Raw genomic sequence first — 19924 nt, 5'->3', positions numbered from 1 at the left:
TTTGTGAGGCGGGTGCCGTTGACGCGGTATGCGTGGCTGTCGGTGGGGGCGGCGCTGGCCACCATCGGGCTGAAGGTGACGGCGGCCGTGGTCACCGGGTCGGTGGGGTTGTTCTCCGACGCGACGGAGTCGGCGGTGAACCTGATCGGTGCCTTGATGGCGCTGGCGATGCTGACGGTGGCGTCGCGTCCGGCCGACGAGGATCACACTTACGGGCACCACAAGGCGGAGTATTTCTCGAGTGGTTTGGAGGGCGGGTTGATTCTGCTGGCCGGTTTGGGGATCGGGGTGGCGGCCGTGCAGCGGTTGTTTCATCCGCGGCCGTTGGAGGCCGTGCCGGAGGGGCTGGCGATGGCCGTGGTGGCAGCGGTAATCAATCTGGGGACTGCGTGGGTGTTGCTGCAGGCGGGCCGGCGTTATCACAGCATCACGCTGGAGGCCAATGCGCATCATTTGTTGACGGACGTGTGGACGTCGGCCGGGGTGATCCTGGGCGTGGGATTGGTGGGTTGGACGGGCTGGCGCTGGCTGGACCCTGTGGTGGCGTTGTTGGTGGGGGTCAACATCCTGCGCACGGGTTACGGGATCGTGCGGCGGTCGGTGATGGGTTTAATGGATTCTGCGCTGGTGGAGGGCGACGTGGCGGCGGTGCGGTCGGTCCTGGAGCGTTACCGGGCCAGCGAAGGGATTGACTATCACGCGTTGCGGACGCGGCAGGCGGGATCGAAAAAGTTTGTTTCGGTTCACGTCCTGGTGCCGGGGCACTGGACGGTGAATCAGGGGCACGCCCTGCTGGAGCGGATTGAAGCCGAGATCCGGCAGGTGCTGCCCGGAAGCAGCGTTTTCACGCATCTGGAGTCGCTGGACGATCCGCGCTCGTGGGAAGATCTCGAGCTGGACCGTCCCTCGCGGGGGCCGAAACCATCGGGCGGATCGTGAGGCCGTCGGGGGCTGATTTCAGCCTTCCTTGCGGGGGAACAGGACCTCGGGTTTGCCCACCGTGTGTCCGGGCGGACAACCTCCCCAGGCAGCGGTTGCGAGGCGGTCGGGCTCGCCTTGGAATCCCAACTGGGCGTGGATTCTGGCCGCCGTGGTGGGGAGAAACGGCCACAACAGCACCGCCACCACTCGAACGGTTTCCACGAGGTTGTAGAGGATCTGGTCCAGACGCCCGCTCTGCGCGGGGTCTTTGGCCAGCTTGAAGGGCGTGGTGTGGTCAATGTATTGGTTGGCCCGTGTGATGAGCGACCAGATGGAGATCAGGGCGTCCTGCAGCCGGTTTTGTTCGAGGCAGGTGCGGACCTCGGTGATGACCCGGGTGGCTTCGGGTTCCAACTCGGCATGGGGCGCGGGCACGACACCGTTCCGATACCGGTGGAGCATCGAGAGGGTGCGGTGAACGAGGTTGCCCAGCGCATTGGCCAGCTCGGCCGAGTAACGTGCGCGGAAGCCGGCATCGGTCCAGTTGCCGTCGGGGCCGATGTCGAGTTCGCGCAGCACGTAGTAGCGGAAGGCGTCCACGCCCCATTCGTCAATGACGGCGACGGGGTCCACGACGTTGCCGGTGGTTTTGCTCATTTTCTGGCCGTCTTTTTGCCACCAGCCGTGGACGAGGACCTGTCGGGGCGGCTCGATACCGGCTGCGTGAAGCATGATGGGCCAGTAGATGGCGTGGAAACGGACGATGTCCTTGCCGATGACGTGGATGTCGGCGGGCCACAGTTCCAGAGGCGCCTCGGGGACGGGGTCGGGCTGGTAATACCCTTTGAGGGCGGCCAGGGCGGCTGGATCGCCGTGCGCGGCGGGGACGCTGAAATAGTTTGTCAGGGCGTCGAACCAGACATAGTTGACATAGTCCGGGTCAAAAGGGATGGGGATGCCCCAGCTGAGCCGGCTGGCCGGGCGGCTGATGCACAGGTCCTCCAAGGGACGGGACTGGAGGAAACTGAGTACCTCATTGCGTCGGGAGGGGGGATGGACAAAGTCCGGATGGTCCTGGATGTACTCGATGAGCCATGACTGGTACCGGGACATGCGGAAGAACCAGTTTTCTTCCACCAGTTCCGTCACCTCGCCCCAGGCGGGGTCGAAGGTGCCGTCGGGACGGCGGTCCTTGTCCGTGAGAAACGTCTCCTCTTTCCAAGAGTACCAGCCGCGGTAGGGTGCCTTGTAGAGGTCGCCCTGGTCGTGGAGTTTGCGGAGCAGGGCCTGGACGACGGCCTTGTGGCGCGGCTGGGTGGTGCGGATGAAGTCGTCGTTGGAGATGCCGAGTTTGCGGACGAAGTTGAGCCAGACCCCGGCCAGTTCGTCGCAGTAGACCTGGGGCGGTTTCCCCTCGGCCTGAGCGGAACGCTGGACCTTCTGCCCGTGTTCATCGAGGCCGGTCAGAAAAAAGACCTCCTGGCCCAGGCTGCGGCGGCCTCGAGCGATCACGTCGGCCACGATCTTTTCGTAGGCATGTCCCAGGTGGGGCTGGCCGTTGACGTAATCGATGGCCGTGGTGATGTAGAATCGTTTGCTCATCCCGGCTGGCAGTGTGACGTACCCACGCGTGCTTGGCAACGGCGGGGGCGGGTCGTGGTTTCAGGCGGGCGCGGCCGGCGGGGTGTCCGGGAGGCCATCCGCCGGGGCGTTTGGCGGGGGATGGAGCACGCGGAAGGTGCCTGACTCGATCCAGGCTTCTGCCCGCCCTGGGGCGGACCATGGGGGCGGTTCCTCGGCTGTGAAGGCCAGGGTGACTGCGTGCGGCATGCCGGGGAAGCTGCCCGCGTGAAGGTCCAGGAGGGCGCGGCGCCACCAGTCGGCATGCCGGCGGTCCAATCCGCGCAGGGGACAGTCGAGGAAAAGCAACCGCGGCTGCAGCATCAGCGCGCGAGCCAGCAGGACGCGTCGTTGCCAGGCCGGCGGGAGATGCCCGGGGCGGCTGTTGGCCCAGGGGCCGAGCTCGGCGGCTTCCAACATGGCGGCGACCCTTGCAGCGACCGGCTTGTCGCTGTCCGGGCCGTGGTATTCCAACGGCAGGGCCAGGTTCTCCGTCACGGTCAGGTCGGAGAGAAGATGGCCGTGTTCGAAGACGAAACCGATCCTGCGGCGCAGGGCCATACGGCCGCCCTCGGTTTGAGGGGGCGGTTGATCGAACCATCGGATGGAGCCGGCGCAGGGGGGCAACAACCCGGCAGCGGTGAGGAGGAAGTCGGTGCGCCCGCTTCCGTGCGGACCGGCGATGATCCAGAAATCTCCCCCGACCACCCGCCAGTTCACGTCGCGGAGCATGACGCGGTTCGGGGCGTGGAAGCTGCCGACCGCCACGTTTTGCATTTCCAACAGGACCGGACCGGACGGGGTGGCGAGGTTCATGAGCCGACGAGATAGACCAGCAGGAAAAAGGCGTCCAACAAGATACAGGCGACCAATCCCTGCCCCACGGCGCGGACGGTGGCGGGTGCCACGCCCTCGAGCCGGAGAGGCCGGGCCAGTCCGTGGTAGCAGGTCACCGCCGCCAACACGGCGCCGAAGCCGAGGGTTTTGAGGATCAGGACGGCGAAGTCGAGCCAGCTCAATGCCTCTGCCAGTTGCCGGAGGTAATCGCCCGGGGTGAGCGGCACGTCCTGCACGAATGCCCACAGGTACCCGGCTGCGACAGCCCCCAGGATGAGATAGACCGTCAGCCCCAGCACGGCCAGGGACAATCCCACCACGCGGGGCACCACGAGAAAATGCACCGGATCGATGCCCAGGGATTCCAAACCCTCGACTTCGCCCAGGGCACGCGCGGTCCCGAGTTCGACCACCATCGGTGTGCAGACCCGCGCCAGCAACACCAGAGCCGTGAGCAACGGCCCCAGTTCGCGCACGATGACCAGGACCATGACAGGACCGAGGTAATCCATGGCCCCGAGGCGGCTGAGCCAGGCCACCGTTTGACCGATGACCAGGAAACCCAGCGCGACCGAAAGAAAGCCGAACAACGGAAGCAGCAGGATCCCTGCGCGCACCACATGTTGGCGGACCTGACGCCGGATCCAGGCCGGTGCGCGTGTGCCCTTGGTCCAGAACACGCCCGCGGTGATCAGCACGAAGGCGAGCAGACCCCGCGCGGCCTGCAGGGTCCGCACTACGGGCCGACCCAGGGCAACCGGCCAGTCGGCGGCTGCTGCGAGTCCCGGGCGGCGAGGGGTTGTTGAATGACCTGTCAAGCTCGTTCGCTGGACCTCCTGCAAGAGGCTAGGTGGCCGGGTGGAACCTGCAAGAGCATTGCGCCGCCCGGAGGCCGCGCCGCGGTCAGGGACCGCGGACGGGCACCGTGTCCGCGTGCGGGCCGGCCCACCGGCACGCCTCCGGGAAGGGGTCCTGGCGTGTGTCCCGCGTTCAGGGGCTGATCAGCCGGAAGAACACCGCCGGGGCGTTCGGATCCAGTGGAATGAAGGTGCCGCCGCCGGCCGCGCCCGGCACGTCCACCCAATTGGTACCCAGTCCGACGTGAAGGGCGTTCGTTTGGGCCTGGAGCCGGTAGTCGCCGGACCAGTTAAGTTCGAGTCCGCCCGGTACGCGTGTCCACTGCAGGAGGGGTCCGGCGCCGGCGCTCACCACGCCCAGGGTGCCGTCCACGGCCAACTGGGAAGTGTCCCAGGCGAGGCCGGGGCCGGGCGTGTTTGGTTCGATGGCCTCGAAGGAGCCGTAGTAGGCGCCGGGGGCATCGAAGAGCTTGAAGCGTTGGCCGGGGGAGAAGGATCCCTGGGTCTTGAGGATGCGCAGTGTCCCGCCGTAGGTCACCGCCCAGAGTCCTGCGATCTGGTCGCTGGTCCCGGTGGCAGGGTCCACCTCCATTTCCGTCACGCTGCCCGGCCAGAGTCCGAGCACGTTGGCGAGGGTGAGGGTGGCGATGCCCGGACCGGGCGCGAGCGTGCCGCCGGCCTGGATGTCCACCGTACCGTTCAGGAGCCCGGCACCCGCCAGTGTACCGCCGAGCACGGTCACGGCGGTGGGACCGAGGGATCCGTCCACCTGGAGTGTGCCGGACTCGACGACTGTAGGTCCCGAGTAGGTGGAGTGGCCGGTCAATCGCAACGTGCCGGTGCCCACCTTGGTGAGGGCGGCCACGCGGGAGGCCGTGGCGTCGGCGATGGTGCCTTCGAATGTGGTGTCGGGCTCGCGTTCGCTGGACCCGATCACCCAGGTGAGGGTGCCGCTGCCACTGCCCTGGCCGAGGACCTGGGTGGCGGGGCCGCCGCGGAGAGCGCCCACGTACATCGCCCCGGCGTTGCGGGCCTGCAAGGTGGCGGTGCCCGAGCCCAGGTCAATCGTGGCGTTGGGGCAACCCAGCGTGCTGTTGCCGCCGCCGCTGTTGAAGCGGAATGTGCCGGCGCTGTCGCCCAGTGCGAACGTGCCGGTGAAGTTGGTGAGGTCTCCGTTGAAGGTGAGCACGGTGCCGGCCGGGATGTTCACCCCGAGGGTGTGTTCGCCGCTTAGAGCGCCGTTGATGCGGTTGTTGAGGGTGCCGCTTTGCAAGTGGCTTGGTGCCGCCACGTGGATGGGGTTGGGCAGATCGTTGTCGCTGGGCAATGTCAGCCAGAGCGTTCCGCCGGCAAGCTCGATCCGGTTGGTTCCGGCCGCACCGGGCACCATGACCCGCAGGGCGCCCTCGGTGACGAGGGTGGTCCCTTGGTAGGCGTTCGGGCCGGCGAGAACCAAGGTGCCGGGACCGGCCTTGGCGAGTCCGCCGGGCCCGGTCCACAGACCGGCGAGCGTCAGTGTGGTCTCGGGGGCGGCCACCTCGAGGGTGCCGCCCGCCGCTTCGAGCGTGGCGCCCCGGTCGAGGGTTAGGGAAGGGCCGGTGTAACGAAGCGTGCCGCCGGAAAACTGCAACTGTTCGGGATCGGCTGTGGCGGCGCCCAAGCCACTGGGGAGGCCGCCCGGGGCGAGGAGGGGCGTTTCGACGGTGCCCCCTTCCAAGCGGGTGGGGCCGGTGTAGGTGTTGGTGGTTTCGAGGATCAACCGGCCGGTGCCGGTTTTGACGAGGTCGGCGCCGCCGGCAATCCCGCCCGGTCCGACAAGGTGGTAGTCGCGCGCGGCACTGACGCGGACAGATGCGGGGTACACCGGCTCGGCCAACAGCACGGGGCCGGTGGAAAGAGCGCGGTCGTCGAACCAAACGACGTCGCCAGAAACGAAGTGGTCGGGTTGCTGGGTTTCAAGGTTCAGCCAGTTGGTGTGCCCCAGCGTGTCCCAAACGTTGTCCGCGTCGTTGCCGATCCACGCCAGTTCGGTCGGTGGACGCACGGCCTGAGTGATGACGAGGTAGAGCCCCTTGGCGGTGGTTGTGTTGTTGCTCAGGGCGCCCATGACCCCGCTGAGTTGAATCTGCGCGGCGTCGCCAACGAGGCTGCCCGTGTAGCGGATCAGAGGATGCACGCTTCCCGACGGGCCGCCGCCTGCCAGGAGGAAGGTAACGGTGCCGGCCAGGGTGAGGTCGCCCTCGATTTCGATCCGATCGGCCCCGGGCGTGGCCGGGTCGGCCGGCAGATCGAACTGGCAGACGGCCCCTCCCCCCAGAATGAGGCCACCTTGGATGTGAAGCGGTCCCGGCTGATCGGAGAGGCCGGGTGCGAGCACGCCCGCACTCTGGACGGTGAGGGCACCGACCACGGTGCCCAAGCCGGAGAGGGTCCGGGTGCCTGCCCATGTAAACATGCCGAGGGCCGAGACATCCAGCGCGGCCCCGGCGCCAATTTCCAAAGCCGACGTGTTGGCGAGGGCATCGGGATGTCCGATGCCAAGGGTGCCGGCCTTGACCAGGGTCCGCCCGGTGTGGGTGGCGGGTCCGTTCAACGTGAGGACGCCCGGACCGGTTTTCACCAATGAACCGCTTCCGCCGACTGTGCCCCAGACGGTGACCGTGCGAGGTTGGCCCGCAGGGTCCGCGGCATGAAGGGTCGCGTTCTCTCCCACGAGGGTCAGATCGGCGCGGATCTCATGATCGGCCTGCGCCCCCAGGGTTCCACCGGCCAGCCAGACACGGTAGGAGGTGTTGGCCAGTCCGATGTGGGCGTGCAAGCCTCCGCCGCCCAACCAGAGCGTGCCGTTGTTGGAGAGGGCCAGGGTGGCGTGGGCGTTTTCCAAGGTCTCGTCGCGGACCAGGGTGAGTTTTTCGGCAAAGACCTGCCCGCCGGAGATTTCGAGCCCGGCGCCGATGACGTTGTCGCCGGCGGGACTGGCGTTGGACTGGTTGGCGATGATGATGCCGTCCGGGTGTGTGCTCACCACGGTTCCGCCGAACACGCGGAGCCGGATTCGCCGGTCGCCGCTGGTGGCGCCATTGGTGCGGTCGCCGATGGTAAAGGGGCCGGTGTTGGTGAGGGTGCCGCCGTAGACCGAGGCGTAGGCACGCGAGTTGTGCACGCCGATCCTGAGGCTGGTGGCGGTCACGGAGCCGTTGCTGATCACGAGCCCTCCGCCGGGTGTGGTGCGGGAGATGCTGAAGTCGCCCAGGAAGACCTCGCCACCGGCAATGAGCCAGGGCCGTTCCTGATCATTGGATCCTTCATGGATCCCGCCGCCGGCGCGCAAAAGGAGTGTACCGTTTTCATGGATGAAGCGGCTGAAGCGCCCGCGGAGGCGGACCGGCAGATCGGCTTCGAACCGGCCACCCCGGTTGGTGATGCCGACGCCGTTGTTGTTTCCGTTGAGGCCTACGTTGAGCACGGCCGTGTCGGGCAGGTGATTGGTCAGGATGAGGGCACCTCCCTCCAGTGCCAGGGCGCTGTCGGTGTTGAAGGTCAGGGTGCCGGCGTTCGTGACCACCAGCACGCCGCCGGCCTGGATTTGGAGGCGCCCACCTGCATCCAAAGTCAGGCCGGTCGAGGCGAGACCGTCCACCCAGAGCCCGGGTGTGGCCACCGTCAGTTGACCGCCCAGGGTCAGCGGGCCGACGAGGTCACCGGGGCCGGTTGTCTCGTAGAGGACAGACGCGCCGGGGCTGATGACCACGTTGGTGCCGGGGCCGGGAAGGTCGGGCAGGCCGGTGATGTCGAGCGACCAGTTGGCCGGGTCGTGCCAAAGGTTGTTGCCGGCGGCACCGGTCCAGTAGGCGGTTTGCGCCGGAGCGGTGATGGCGGTCGCAAACAGCACACACAGGATCGCGCGGGAGAGTCCGGCGGGGGTTTGGTGGGCAACGCGCATGGGATGGACTGCCTGGTTCATCACACCTCCTGTTCGGTGTCGGCCACCGGGGGCGGTTCGGAGGGGCCTGTGACGCGGTCACCTCAACCTGTCCGGATGGCCACTGGGTTCGGTCCTGACCTTACGTGAGCCACCATTGCACGGCCGACGCACGCCGTCGATCGGGAAAATGTGCAAACTTGTTTGAAAAAGTGGCAGGCCCTTTTTCGTGTGCTTCTGACGACCGACGGCCCTCCGCCGGGTGGGGCATGGCTCCCGGTGGCCGGCCGGGGCGAGGCGGCGCATCGCCGCGTGGCGACGTGGCACAAGGCCGTTCAGATGCCGAAGGCTTTGCGGAGCAGGGCCAGGCTTTTGGGCACCGCGGTTTCCGGGTCTTCCTTCCCTTCCATCTCCAGGGAGATGTAGCCGGTGTAACCGGCTTCCTCGAGGATGCGGGCGATCCGGGTGTAGTCCAGGTCGAGCGTGTACCATTCGCCGCCGCCGGGGTAGGTCTTGGCCTGGACGAAGACGGTCAGCGGCGCGATTTGTGCGAGCTGTTCGTAGGTGTGGTCGAGGAAGTTGCCGGTGTCCATGAGCACCCCCAGCCAAGGGGACGGAAGGGCGCGGACGATCCGGAGCAGGCCCTCGGCGGTTCGGGCGAGGCCCCAGTGGTTCTCGAGCGCGAGGATCACGCCGCATTGTTCGGCCTTGTCGAGGCAGCGTTGAATGCCTTCGATGCACCAGCGGAATCCGTCCTCCTCGGTGTAACCCGGCAACACGGGTTCGACACCCCGGTTGGCCATGAGTTCGTCGAAGCTGCGGATGGTGCCCCAGCGACCGGTGTTGATGCGGATGCAGGGGATGCCGAGCTCGTAGGCGATTTCGATGCATTTGTGGGTGTGCTCGACGTTGCGGGTGATCACGGCGGGGTCGGGACTGACGAAGCTCTGATGGGTGGAGAGGCAGATCAGGTCCACGCCGTTGCGGAAGGCATGGCGCTTGATGCGGCGCAGGTAGGCGCGGGCGTCTGCGTCGAGGGGCGCTTGTTCCGGGATGTCCATTTGCCGGTGGAGGATGTCCACGCCAGTGACGCCGAGGTCGGCTGCCTTTTCGATCACAGACTCAATGGGGACGCGCTCGGAACGGAAGTGCCAGTAGGAGTAGGTGGAGATCCCCAGACGCAAGCGGCGGCGGGGTTCAGGCGCATGTCGCGGGAGCCCCGGAGAGGCGAGCATGGGAGCAGAAGCGGCGGCGAGGGCGCCGCCGGCGAGGAACCGGCGTCGTGTGATGCGCATGCCGTCATTGCACGTGGACGCACCGTCCGGCTCAATGCCAAAGTTGCCCCCCGCTCGGGGGGCGAGCCAGCAACGTGGCGGGTTAGCGCGGCGTGGTCGAGCGCTCCGGGAGTGTGGTTTCCGCGGATCGGCGTGAGACCGACGTCTTCGGATGCGGGCTATTGTTGGAGGAACGGCGCCAGACTGCGGGGGGTCCGGCCAGGCCGTTGACGGCCACGGCACGGATCGCCACGGCACGGGCATCGTCCACGATCAACGCGCGGGTCGAGCCGTCGAGTCGCCGGCTTTTCCAACCATCGTGCTGGAGGACCTGGAGGTACCAGAACCGTGCGGGGGCATTGGTTGCGGGGGTCCAATGCAAGTGAAGTCGGGAGGAACCGGTTTCCGTGCCCACCTCCAGCCTGGGCAGGTCCGGGGAGCGCCCCGGCAACCAGGTTGCGGGCGGCACGAGGGCTGCCTGTGCGTAGGGCCCACGCAGGAGGGCTTGCACGAGGTTGGTCTGGCGGAGCAGGGCTGGGAGGTGCCAGTGGATGTGGCCGGGACTGGCACCGGTTTGGCGGGTCACTTCGATTTGTTTCAGGATTTCGGCTGGTCCCCACTCACTGCCGCGCGCGGTGTTGAGGCCGGGCCAGAGATGTCGCCGGGCCATGTTCTGGGTTTGCCACCAACGGAGCAGAGAAGCGAATGGTTGCTCGGGTGCGGTGGTGGCCCAGTAGAGTTGCGGGGCGCAATAGTCCAGCCAGCCTTCCTGCAGCCATTTGCGTGCGTCGGCGTGCAGGACGGCGTAAGCGTCCAACCCGCGAACACCGGCGGGGTGGTCGGGGCGCCAGATGCCGAATGGACTGATGCCGACCCTGACCGTGGGACGCGCATCTTTGACGGCCCGGTAGAGGCGCTCGACGAATCGGTCCACGTTGCGCCTCCGCCAATCGTCACGTGACAGGTTGCCGGACCGACCGTGCCGCTCCCAGGAAGGTTCATCCGGAAAAGGCAGCGGGCGCCCCTCGGCGGTCTTCTCCGGGTAGGGATAGAAGTAGTCGTCGAAATGGACGCCATCCACGTCGTAGCGCCGGACGACTTCCAACACGGTCTCGATCACGTAGTCGGCGACTCCGGGCTCACCCGGGTCCAGCCACAGGTACGGACCGTACGGGCGCACCCATTCGGGTCGGACGCGACTGATGTGGGTGGCTGGCACGGGCGGGTTGGTGGGGGTGCGGATCAGGACACGAAAGGGATTAAACCAGGCGTGGAGTTCCAGTCCCCGGGCGTGAGCCTCGCGGATGGCAAAGGCCAGCGGGTCGTAGTAGGGGTCCGGCGCACGGCCGAGTTGCCCGGTCAAGTAGGGCGACCAGGGTTCGCGTTCCGACAAGTAAAACGCGTCGCCGGCGGGCCGGACCTGCAGGATCACGGCGTTGAGCCCCAGACGCGCCGCCGACTCCAGCAGCTGACGAAGTTCCTCCTTTTGCCGGGCGGTGGAGAGGTCCGGCTTGGAAGGCCAATGCAGGTTGCGGACGGTGGCGATCCAGGCGGCCCGAAACTCGTACGGCGGATCGGGCGGATCCGAACTCCGGGTCGCGCCCGGAATGCTCCAGACTGTTGCCACGAAACAGAGTGTAGCGATGCACTTTTTCATCCGGGGCCCCGCTCCGTTGATCCTGTTGCCCGGGTCACGTTCGAAAAAGTTGCCCTCCGGGGGCAAGCTTCAACCGCCCGTCATTTCCAACCACCTGTGTGTGAAGTGCGCGACTGCCGGGCGCGGCCTGCCACGGAAGGAAATGTGGCGGTCTCGTTTGCGCGGGCCGCCGTTCTGTGGCAACCGATGCGCGATGCAACTCCGGATGATGCTGTTTTTCTGCGCCGGCCTCCTGCCTGGGGCGGCTCCGGTCACGGTGGGGGCGGCTTTGTTTCGCTCCGAGACGGTGGATGCGGAGCTTCGCATCGGTTACGGGGTGGCGGTTGCAGACGTGGACGGCGACGGCCGGCCGGACATCGTCGTGGCGGATCAACATCGGATCCTTTGGTATGAGAACCCGTCATGGACCCGCCACGAGATGGCGGCCCGGCTGACGGAACGCGATCACGTGTGCGTGGCGGCGCAGGACGTGGACGGGGATGGCCGGGCGGAGGTGATGGCGGGTGCGGGCTGGGCGCCGTGGGATACCTCCACTCCGGGTGCGCTGTTCGAGCTGCAGCCACCGCAAGACCCTCGGGCCCGGTGGATTCCGAAGGAGCTCCCGGCGGAGCCGACGCTGCACCGCATCCGTTGGGCCCGGGACGAGCGAGGCCACTGGACCCTGATCACGCTGCCACTGCACGGGCGCGGGAACGATGTCCGCACCGGCACGGGCGTCGGCGTGCGGGTGCACCGTTACACGCGCGCGGTCGGGACGGACTCCGGTTGGACCCGGGTTCTGGTTTTCGAACAATTGAACCGGACCCACAACTTCCACGTGGTGGCCTGGGACGACGACCCGGCGGATGAATGGCTGGTGGCCTCCCGACAGGGGTTGTACTTGTGGGACCCGGCTCCGGACGGCCCGGGTCGGTTGCGCCTCCTAGCGACGAACGACCTGGGCGGCATGGGGGAGGTGCGGGCTGGTCGGGGACCCGCCGGGCGGCGTTTTGTGGCTGTCGTGGAGCCGATGCACGGGCATTGCCTGGCCGTCTACGGGCCGGATTTCAGCCCCGTGCAGCGGGTTGTTCTGGCAACCAACCTTGTGGAAGGGCACGCCCTGGCAACCGGCGATTTTCTGGGGCTGGGACATGACCAGGTCGTGGTGGGGTGGCGGGGCGGGGGTGGCCGGCCGCGCGCCGTGGGCATACGCCTCTTTGCGCTCCGGAGTGGCGAGGGTCCGGTCTGGGAGAGCCATTCGATCGACGACGAAATGGCGTGCGAGGATCTGGCCGCGGCGGACCTGGACGGCGACGGTGATCTCGACCTGGTGGCTTCCGGCCGGGCCACGCGGAACCTGAAGGTGTATTGGAATCTGCGCCGCTGAGACCGTAAGGCGGGTGGCGGTCGCCGGGGCCCGGAGGAACAGGGTCACGCGAGGGCGGCGCCCGGCGCCAGCCAGTCGCGCAATTCCGCCCAGGAGCGCACGACCCGTTGGATGAGCGGCCGGGCAGAGGGAGGCACTCCCGCCGGGTTGAACCAACAAGCGTGCCAGCCACACGCCGTCGCTCCTGCAATGTCGGCCTCCCAACTGTCGCCGATGATCAACACCCGGTGCGGCTCGGGCCGGCCCATGCGTTCCCAAGCGGCTTTAAAGAAGGCGCGCGCCGGCTTGGCCACACCGATTTCCTCCGAAATGATCACGAGCTCGAACCACGGCAGCAGCCCGGAGCCGGCCAGCCGGGGTCGTTGGACACGGCTCAGTCCGTTGGTGACGACCGCCAGGCGGTACCGTTCGCACAGAAAGGGCAACGTCTCGCGGCAGCCGGGCCAGAGATCGTATCCGCGACTCAGCGCCTCGAGGTAACGTTCGGCAAAAGGTTCGACCGGAAAAGGGATGCCGGCCTGTTGGAGGAAGCGTTCGAAACGAAGCGTCTTGAGGTCCTCGATTCGAACCCGCCCCTGTTCCCAAGCCGACCAGAGCTCGCGGTTGATCCGGCGGTACAGGCTGCGGAGGTCGGGCTTAAGCGCGTGCCCCGCCGCGGCCAGGGCTTCTGACAGGGCGCGGGTTTCGGCGCGATCGTAGTCGAACAGGACGCCATCGGCATCGAAACAGAGCCATGTGTAGGGTCGGGCGCGGGCCGCCGAACCGGTCATGGACATCATGAAAACGCGCCGGGGTCGCCCGATGCAACGCCGGCGTGAAGAGGTTCGGCGCGCAGGCACGGCGGCTTGACGGGCCGGTGAACCGGCGCCAGAGTGGGCAACTGCATGCGCGGTCCGCAGAGCGGTCCGCGTCCGAAGACGATCATGAGCACGTTGCATACCCTGTTTGATTCGCTGCAGACCTTTGAGGTGGGAGACGGCCGGCGGGGCGCGTTTTACTCGTTGCCGCGGCTGGAACAGGCCGGTCTGGGGCCGATCTCGAGGCTGCCGGTCTCCATCCGGCTGGTGCTGGAGTCGGTTTTGAGGAACTGCGACGGCCGACGCGTGCCCGAGTCGGCCGTACGGTCGCTGGCGGCATGGCAGCCGCGGGCGCCGCGGACGGAGGAGATCCCGTTCGTGGTGGCGCGGATCGTCCTGCAGGATTTCACCGGCGTGCCGTTGCTGGTGGATCTGGCGGCGATGCGTTCGGCGGTGTCGCGCATGGGCCGGGATCCGCGCCTGATCGAGCCGTTGGTGCCGGTGGATCTGGTGGTGGACCATTCCGTGCAGGTGGACGCGTACGGAAGCACGGACGCGTTGCGGCGGAATCTGGAGCTGGAGTTTGCGCGGAATCGGGAGCGGTACGAATTCCTCAAATGGGGGACGCAGGCCTTTCGTACCTTCCGGGTGATCCCGCCCGGCATCGGGATCATTCACCAGGTCAACCTGGAGTACCTGGCGCGCGGCGTGTTGCAGGGATCAGGTCCGGCGCCGGACCTGCCGCTCTACTACCCGGACACGCTGGTGGGCACCGACAGTCACACCACGATGATCAACGGCCTGGGCATCGTGGGATGGGGCGTGGGCGGCATCGAGGCCGAGGCCGGCATGCTGGGCCAGCCGGTGTACTTCCTGACGCCCGACGTGGTGGGGGTGCATCTGACGGGGAGTCTCCCCGAGGGTTCCACGGCCACGGACCTGGCGCTGACCATCACCCAGCTGCTGCGTCGCACGAAGGTGGTGGGCAAGTTCGTCGAATTCTTCGGGCCCGGTGCAGCCGCGCTGCCGGTGGTGGACCGGGCCACCATCGCCAACATGGCACCCGAGTACGGGGCAACGATGGGGTTCTTCCCCGTGGACGAGAAATGCGTCGAGTACCTGCGGGCCACCGGACGGAGCGAGGAACATTGCCGTCTGTACGAGGCCTATTACCGGGCGCAGGGCCTGTGGGGGATGCCGCAGCTCGGACAGGTGGATTACTCGGAGGTTGTGGAACTGGATCTGGGGACCGTCACGCCCAGCGTGGCCGGGCCCAAACGGCCCCAGGATCGGATCGAGCTGCCGGACCTGGAACGGGCCTTTTTCCAGGCCCTGCAGAAACCGGTGACGGACGGTGGCTTCGGCAAGAGCCGCCGCGAGTACGGTCGCTCCGTCACCGTGCGCACCAGCAAAGGTCGGCGTGCCCAGGTGGGCACGGGCAAGGTGCTGATCGCCGCCATCACCAGCTGCACCAACACCTCCAACCCGAGCGTGATGCTGGGCGCGGGGTTGCTGGCCAGGAAGGCGGTGGAACGCGGATTGAAAGTACCCGCCGGGGTGAAGACCTCTCTGGCGCCCGGCTCACGCGTCGTTTCGGAATACCTGAAACGCACCGGGCTGCAGAAGTATCTGAACCGGCTCGGATTCCAGGTCGTGGGCTACGGTTGCACCACCTGCATCGGCAATTCGGGTCCGCTGGATCCGGCCATCGAACAGGCGTTGCACGAGCACGACTTCGTGGCCGCGGCTGTGCTCTCCGGCAACCGGAACTTCGAGGCCCGCATTCACCCGGCCATCAAGGCAAACTTCCTGATGTCGCCACCGCTGGTGGTTGCGTTTGCCCTGGCGGGTCGGGTGGACATTGACATGAGCTGCGAGCCCATCGGGTATGACCGGGAGGGCATTCCGGTGTTCCTGTCGGACCTGTGGCCCACCGCGGAAGAACTGCGCCAGGTGCTGGGCGAGGCGTTGCGGCCGGAACTGTTCCGCAAGTTGTACCGCGACTTCGACCGGCAGAACCCGAAATGGAACGAGATTCCCGCGCCCACCGGCCTGGTGTTCCAGTGGTCGCCGAAGTCAACCTACATCCAAGAGCCGCCCTTCTTCGAGAACTTCACGTTGGAACCGCCGGGGATCCAACCGCTGACGGGGGCGCGCGTGTTGGGGATCTTCGGCGACAGCGTGACCACGGACCATATCTCCCCTGCGGGCGCAATCAAGAAGGACTCGCCGGCCGGCCGCTATCTCCTGGAACAGGGGGTGGATTTTGCCGATTTCAACAGCTACGGCAGCCGCCGGGGCAACGACCGCGTCATGACCCGCGGCACGTTCGCCAATGTGCGGATCAAGAACCTGATGCTGGGGGGTGAGGAGGGCGGTTTCACCCTGCTGCAGCCTGACGGGGTGAAGATGACCATCTACGACGCTGCGATGGAGTACCAACGCCGCGGCGTGCCGCTGGTGGTGATTGCCGGGCACGAGTACGGCACCGGCTCTTCCCGCGACTGGGCGGCCAAGGGCACGCGCCTGCTTGGCGTACGCGCGGTGATCGCCCGGAGTTTCGAACGCATCCACAGGAGCAACCTGGTGGGCATGGGTGTGCTGCCGCTGCAATTCCCCGAGGGCGTGGGCGCCCAAAGCCTGGGGCTCAACGGGACCGAGCTGTACGACGTGCCGGATCTGGGACCGCAACTGCAACCCCGGCAAATGTTGACGCTCCGGATCCGACGGGCGGACGGCCGCGAGGACACCGTGCCGGTCCAGTGCCGCATCGACACGCCCATCGAGATCGATTACTACCGGCACGGCGGGATCCTGCCATATGTGTTGCGGCAGTTGTTGACCGGCTCGGCCGTCCCGGCCTGAAAACGCCGGGTTCAGCCGTCGGACCGGGCCGCGCAGTAGGCGGGCGGCGCGGCCTCCGCGCGCGAGCCGCACACGCCCGGCGCCCGCGCCCGGGTCGGTTGATTCCGGTCTTCCCGTACCCTGTGCCGGTGGTGGCCGGACCGGCCTCGGCCGTTCATGCCTGGGCCGGCGGAGGTTCCTGCGGCCTGGGTGGCTGACCGGGCGAGCCCTGCTGAGGTTGCGGCGGCGGGGTGTGAATGACCGGCACCGGATAGCGCAGCTTCATCACCTCGTCCACCAGCACTTCGACGTAATAGACGCCCGCGGTTTTGAATTCCACCTGACCGAAGAGCGTGACGTTGGTCGCATGATGGTTGGGGTCCTGAAGGGCAAAGCGGACCTCGCCCTTGCGCAGGACGGTGGTTTGGTCGGGTGCCACCAGCCGGGTGCTCTCGATGAACTGGCCCACACCGGCGGTCCATCGGTTGAAGACGGCAAGTTTCAACGCGACGACCGGCAACTGGGGAACGCGGATGAAATTCAGCACGCCCACCAGGATGAAACTGCCGGTGACCTCCTGCCGGACGTCTTCGCACAGGAGGGAACATTGCAGGTCGGGAAGGATGCGTGTCGGTGTCATGATGGGAAAACGGTGTTGGGTTGGCGGGCCGGTGCGACGTTCATGCGGTCAGGGTCTCGGCGGCACGGACGGTGTTGTGCATGAGCATGGCGATGGTCATGGGACCCACGCCACCGGGGTTGGGTGTGATGCGACCCGCCAGGGGCTGAACTTCCGCAAAGGCCACATCCCCCACCAACCGGGTTCCGCCGGGCCGCGCCGGATCGGCCACACGGTTGACGCCCACGTCCACGACCACGGCGCCGGGACGCACCATGTCGGCCCGAACGAACTCGGGCACACCCATGGCTGCCACCAGGATGTCGGCCCGGCGGCAGTGCTCGGCCAGGTTGCGTGTGGCGGAGTGGCAGAGGGTGACGGTGGCGTTGGCCCGGGGCGCCTTTTGACAAAGCAGAGCCGCCAGTGGTTTGCCCACGATGTTGCCCCTGCCGAGGATCACGACATGGGCGCCCTCCCAGGAAATGCCGGCCCGCACCAACAATTCCTGGATCCCCGCCGGTGTGCACGGGACGAATCCCCCCGGATCCCCCAGCAACAAACGTCCCATGTTCACCGGGTGGAAACCGTCCACGTCCTTGTCCGGTCGGATGGCGGCGTAGATGCGCTCGGCCCGGATGTGTCGGGGCAACGGCGCCTGAACGAGGATGCCGTGCCAGGAATCGTCCCGGTTCAACCGGTCCAACAGGGCCAACAATTCGCTTTCCGGTGTGGCCTCGGGAAGGACGTGGGTGTGGGAGCGGATGCCCAATTCCGCAGCGGTCTTTTCCTTCCGGCCCACGTAGACGCGCGAGGCCGGGTCTTCGCCCACCCGGACGAAGGCCAGCCCCGGTTGCACACCGCGGGTCCGCAAACGCTCCAAGCGCGGCCGGAGTTCTTCCAGGACCTGCGCCGCGATGGCGCGGCCGTCAATCAGATTGGAGGAGCTCGTCACGGAAAGACCTGGATGCGACGGATGGTGAGCACGGGGGTGTCGCGCCAGCGCGGATCGAGTCCTTCCTCGCCGGTCACCAGCACGTGCCGGCCCCAGTATCGTGACAGGTCGAGATTGGTGGAGGTTGTGTAGAGGTAATTGATCACCCGCCCGGTTTCCAGATCCACCAGCGCATGATCCGTGGGCGCCAGGATGTGCCAGGCCCGGCGGACGATGCCCTCCCGTGTCACCATGCGCACTTCCGCAGGCGGCGGCACCGCCGTGCCGGAGCGCATGCCCTCGTCACGGGCGACGAGTTCGGCCATCTTTTGGCGCATGGCTTCCCGCGCCTTTTCCAGAGCGGCCGGGTCCGAGCCCATGTCGGGAGGGGGCGGTTCGGAAAAGACGGCGGCCGTCTGGTTCTCGCCCTCTTGGGGAGGTGCGGCCAGCTCGGGTGCGTGGGTCACGGTGACTTCCGCAGGAGTCTGCTGCGCGGGGCCGGGCAGTTCCTGCTCCGGAGGTGCGACGTTGGTGATCGCGGAGGTGGAGGTTTCCGGCCCTTCCGCAAGGGGTTGTTGGGGCGCGGGTTTTTCCAACTTTGCCTCCTGCTGCCCGGCTTCGCCCGCCGCCGGTTCCTGTCGGAGATACCGGGCGGCCACGAAGGCATACGCATCGGCGGGCGGCTCGATCTGGATCCAGTCGCCCTCCATGACGCCGGTCTCCTCGTAAGCGACGCCCCGTTCCAGCTGGCCCAGGACACTGTGGTTTTCTCCGGGCCCGGCGCGGACGTTCAGGCGCGAAACCAGCACCACGCGGTTGGTGGGGTCCACGAACAGGCTGTGGATCCAGACCTTGATCCCCTCGGGCAGGGCGATGCGGGCCCAGCGTTTGGGTTCGCCGGGTTCCGGCTTGTCGAGCACGATCTCCTCAAGAACCTGCACGCTGTCGCCGCGCTGCAACTGGCCGACCCTCTCGGCCTGGAGCCGCGGTTCACCCCGCACGTTCAACCGGTCGGCCACCACCGTGGCCGGGCCGGGCCGCAATCCGCTCGAATCGGCGGCGTCGGTCGCTTCCGTCCGCCACACCAACATCAGCACGCCGACCAGCGCCCCAACCCACGGCGCCTTGATGCCCGTTTTCATATCGGAGCCAGTAGAGTTTCAATCTCGGAGGCTGTCAATGTCCGCCACCGGCCCGGCGGCAGATCGCCCAGTCGGATCCGGCCGATGCGGGTGCGCAAGAGCCTTTCCACCTTCCAGCCCTGACTGGCGCAAAGGCGGCGGACCTCACGGTTCTTGCCCTCGGCCAGTTCCAGCTCGATCACGCTCCGTTTGCGGCTGGCGCGCAACAGGCGGGCGGCGGTGGCCCGCAGCAGTTCCCCCCGGTGCCGCACCCCTTCCGTCAGGGGCCGCAACGCCGCGGGGAACACCCGGCCGGTCACGGTGACCTCGTAGGTCTTGCGCACACCGTAACGCGGATGGGTGAGGCGCAGGGCGAATTCGCCGTCGTTGGTGAGGAAAAGCAGACCTTCGCTCTGCCGGTCGAGCCGGCCCACGGTGAAGAGGTTGCGCCATTCGGGCGGCAAGAGATCGTGCACCACCGGGCGTCCCTGCGGATCGCGTCGCGTGCACACGTACCCCGGCGGTTTGTGCAGGGCCACGTAGAGTTTCCGGCGCGGCCGCACCACCTGGCCGTCCACCGTGACCACGTCGCGATCCGGGTCCACCCGCGTGCCGAGACGCGTGACCGGCCGGCCGTTGACCTGCACCCGACCCGCCAGAATCCATTCCTCGGCGGCCCGGCGCGAAGCCACGCCGGCCTCGGCCAGGAACTTCTGGAGCCGCACTTCCATGCTCCGCGTCGAGCGGCCCGCGCGCTCCGCCGGGCCAAAAGGAACCTCTCCCCGGCGGAACGCCGGTCGCCCGGATTTCGCAGCCCTTGCCCGCTGCAGCCCGCCTCGTGTGCCCGGCCTTTTACACGGCCTCGGGCTTCGTCTTGGGCAGACCCGTGATGCGGTCGCCGGGCTTCCAGAGCCCGCGCTTCTTCAACAACGCAATGCGTTCGAACCGCTTCAACACGTTGCGCTTGCCGCCGGTTGTCTTGGCCGCGCGCAGACTGGGATGTTGTGACATGGCTGAAAAAAACCTTCCGTCTACCGTGCTGTTGTCCGGGCGTGATTCTCGTGTGCCCCGCCCTCGCCCGATCCGGCGGGGAACCCGATGTATAACCGAAATCCGCAGCGGCCTCAACGGCGAAAAGTGGCACTCCCTGACGGCCCG

The 19924-nt window shown here is 67.3% G+C and carries 15 protein-coding genes; 3 read left to right on the top strand and 12 right to left on the bottom strand.

The features are described 5' to 3' along the window. Nucleotides 1–3 precede the first annotated feature (3 nt). Nucleotides 4–939: a cation diffusion facilitator family transporter gene (locus tag ACPDIX_RS14445; RefSeq protein WP_423432510.1), complete on the top strand. Its 936-nt coding sequence runs from the start codon at nt 4–6 to the stop codon at nt 937–939. 18 nt (nt 940–957) lie between these two features. On the opposite strand, the gene metG is transcribed toward ACPDIX_RS14445, so the two are convergent. The 6 genes from metG to ACPDIX_RS14415 form a co-directional block, all read right to left on the bottom strand. Continuing rightward, nucleotides 958–2523, bottom strand: a complete 1566-nt coding sequence (metG, locus tag ACPDIX_RS14440; protein ID WP_423432509.1) for a methionine--tRNA ligase — start codon at nt 2521–2523, stop codon at nt 958–960. A gap of 60 nt (nt 2524–2583) precedes the next feature. Beyond that, on the bottom strand, nt 2584–3357 hold the full coding sequence (locus ACPDIX_RS14435; protein WP_423432508.1) for an ATP-binding cassette domain-containing protein: 774 nt from the start codon (nt 3355–3357) through the stop codon (nt 2584–2586). Beyond that, entirely contained in the window at nt 3354–4115 is a 762-nt protein-coding gene (locus ACPDIX_RS14430) for an MlaE family ABC transporter permease (protein WP_423432507.1), read from the bottom strand. The genes ACPDIX_RS14435 and ACPDIX_RS14430 overlap by 4 nt, the downstream gene beginning before the upstream one ends. Nucleotides 4116–4368: 253 nt before the next feature. Next, entirely contained in the window at nt 4369–8199 is a 3831-nt protein-coding gene (locus tag ACPDIX_RS14425; RefSeq protein WP_423432506.1) for an autotransporter-associated beta strand repeat-containing protein, read from the bottom strand. 293 nt (nt 8200–8492) lie between these two features. After that, entirely contained in the window at nt 8493–9452 is a 960-nt protein-coding gene (locus tag ACPDIX_RS14420) for a sugar phosphate isomerase/epimerase family protein (RefSeq protein WP_423432505.1), read from the bottom strand. Nucleotides 9453–9534: 82 nt separating this feature from the next. Then, on the bottom strand, nt 9535–11088 hold the full coding sequence (locus tag ACPDIX_RS14415) for a glycoside hydrolase family 10 protein (RefSeq protein ID WP_423432504.1): 1554 nt from the start codon (nt 11086–11088) through the stop codon (nt 9535–9537). 205 nt (nt 11089–11293) lie between these two features. Between ACPDIX_RS14415 and ACPDIX_RS14410 the strand changes: the two genes are divergently transcribed. Then, nucleotides 11294–12454, top strand: coding sequence for an FG-GAP repeat domain-containing protein (locus tag ACPDIX_RS14410; RefSeq protein WP_423432503.1), 1161 nt, complete (start codon nt 11294–11296; stop codon nt 12452–12454). A gap of 44 nt (nt 12455–12498) precedes the next feature. Here the strand turns inward: ACPDIX_RS14410 and ACPDIX_RS14405 are convergent, their stop codons facing one another. After that, nucleotides 12499–13224, bottom strand: coding sequence for a YjjG family noncanonical pyrimidine nucleotidase (locus tag ACPDIX_RS14405; RefSeq protein ID WP_423432502.1), 726 nt, complete (start codon nt 13222–13224; stop codon nt 12499–12501). Nucleotides 13225–13377: 153 nt separating this feature from the next. On the opposite strand from ACPDIX_RS14405, the gene acnA reads away from it, so the two are divergent. After that, on the top strand, nt 13378–16116 hold the full coding sequence (gene acnA, locus ACPDIX_RS14400) for an aconitate hydratase AcnA (protein ID WP_423432501.1): 2739 nt from the start codon (nt 13378–13380) through the stop codon (nt 16114–16116). A gap of 154 nt (nt 16117–16270) precedes the next feature. Here the strand turns inward: acnA and ACPDIX_RS14395 are convergent, their stop codons facing one another. From ACPDIX_RS14395 to ACPDIX_RS14375, 5 genes are all read right to left on the bottom strand, one after another. Next, nucleotides 16271–16735, bottom strand: a complete 465-nt coding sequence (locus tag ACPDIX_RS14395; protein ID WP_423432500.1) for a DUF6941 family protein — start codon at nt 16733–16735, stop codon at nt 16271–16273. Nucleotides 16736–16775: 40 nt separating this feature from the next. Next, on the bottom strand, nt 16776–17666 hold the full coding sequence (locus ACPDIX_RS14390; protein ID WP_423432499.1) for a bifunctional 5,10-methylenetetrahydrofolate dehydrogenase/5,10-methenyltetrahydrofolate cyclohydrolase: 891 nt from the start codon (nt 17664–17666) through the stop codon (nt 16776–16778). After that, nucleotides 17663–18787 (bottom strand): SH3 domain-containing protein, encoded by a 1125-nt coding sequence (locus tag ACPDIX_RS14385; protein WP_423432498.1) that lies wholly within the window; start codon nt 18785–18787, stop codon nt 17663–17665. Before ACPDIX_RS14385 ends, ACPDIX_RS14390 begins: the two co-directional genes overlap by 4 nt. Continuing rightward, nucleotides 18784–19497: a pseudouridine synthase gene (locus ACPDIX_RS14380; protein WP_423432497.1), complete on the bottom strand. Its 714-nt coding sequence runs from the start codon at nt 19495–19497 to the stop codon at nt 18784–18786. Before ACPDIX_RS14380 ends, ACPDIX_RS14385 begins: the two co-directional genes overlap by 4 nt. Nucleotides 19498–19618: 121 nt before the next feature. Then, nucleotides 19619–19777 carry a small basic protein gene (locus ACPDIX_RS14375; RefSeq protein ID WP_423432496.1) on the bottom strand — a complete coding sequence of 53 codons (159 nt, stop codon included), beginning with the start codon at nt 19775–19777 and terminating at the stop codon, nt 19619–19621. Nucleotides 19778–19924: the final 147 nt, after the last annotated feature.

The organism is Limisphaera sp. 4302-co (assembly GCF_049537155.1).
Lineage (GTDB): Bacteria > Verrucomicrobiota > Verrucomicrobiia > Limisphaerales > Limisphaeraceae > Limisphaera.
This window is presented reverse-complemented; position numbering and strand designations above follow the sequence as displayed.